This is a genomic window from Faecalicatena contorta (assembly GCF_021531895.1).
Taxonomy (GTDB): domain Bacteria; phylum Bacillota; class Clostridia; order Lachnospirales; family Lachnospiraceae; genus JAFBIX01.
This window is the reverse complement of the sequence record NZ_JAFBIX010000081.1, coordinates 1-983: the sequence shown is the minus strand read 5'-3', so window position 1 is coordinate 983 and position 983 is coordinate 1. Positions and strand designations below refer to the sequence as shown.

General features: G+C 40.7%; 1 protein-coding gene. It reads right to left on the bottom strand.

The genetic code is table 11. The features are described 5' to 3' along the window. Positions 1–875, bottom strand: an 875-nt coding sequence (locus JQM81_RS13520) for a DDE-type integrase/transposase/recombinase (protein ID WP_235234348.1), incomplete at its 3' end; no start/stop codon positions are given. Positions 876–983: the final 108 nt, after the last annotated feature.

The window sequence follows — 983 nt, the reverse complement described above, 5'->3', positions numbered from 1 at the left end:
AAACACGTTTTTATATAGTTGTTTGATTTCTTCTGATATACTGCAAGCTGTTTTCGTCCATCTTCCAGATTATACATCCGCATTTGCTTATAAAACCGTGCTTCATCCTGACGATGCTGTCTCTCCACTTTCCCATTATGTCTTGGGGTTGCTATCTGGATCCGGTGATATAAGATTCCCAGTTCCTCCAACGCTTTCTCAAACATGGTGAGGTGTTTGCTCTTAATCACCAACAGCCGATTTGTGAATTCACATCCATTATCCGTCTGAACTTCTCGAATCGGAAACGGTGCGTGCTGTATTAGTTTGAGCAAAAAATCTTTTGAACTATAGGTACTATGCTCATCATACATCTCTCGGTATGTCCATCTGCTACACTCATCTACTGCCGTATACTGGTAATACTTTCTTCCATCTGTCACACAGTAAGATGGCACATATTTTACATCTATCTGTATTTTCTGCCCTGGATAATCGGCTCGTTGATACGGTTTCAGTTTGCGTTTCTTTTTCTTCTTTTTGTCTGGTTTTAAAGCCTTTAAACGCCTTACAACTCGTTTGAAACCTCCATAGCTTCGGGTATATCCATCTTTCTCTATTAAATCCTGATATGCCAGAAGCAGATCTGTCCATTTGTATTTTTTCAGTCGGCGCCGGATTTGGCGAAGCTCCTGTTCCGTATGACTTCCTGGAGAAGTCTTGGGTCTGTGACTTCGATCCTCCAGGCTTGCTAAGGTTCCGTCGTACCGTGAAATCCATTTATAAACCGTTTTACGGCTCACACGGTAACGGATTGCCGTTTCGGTTACAGAATGTTTCTGTGCATACTTAACCATGCGTTGACGTTGGTATTTCTGTTGTGATAAGATTGACATACAAGGATTCTCCTTTCGTTAAGATCATTGGTTTTTCGTCAACTCCAATATATCATATCGAAGTGAATCCTTGTTTTTTATTTGTTACCTATCTATTGTATCCCAACA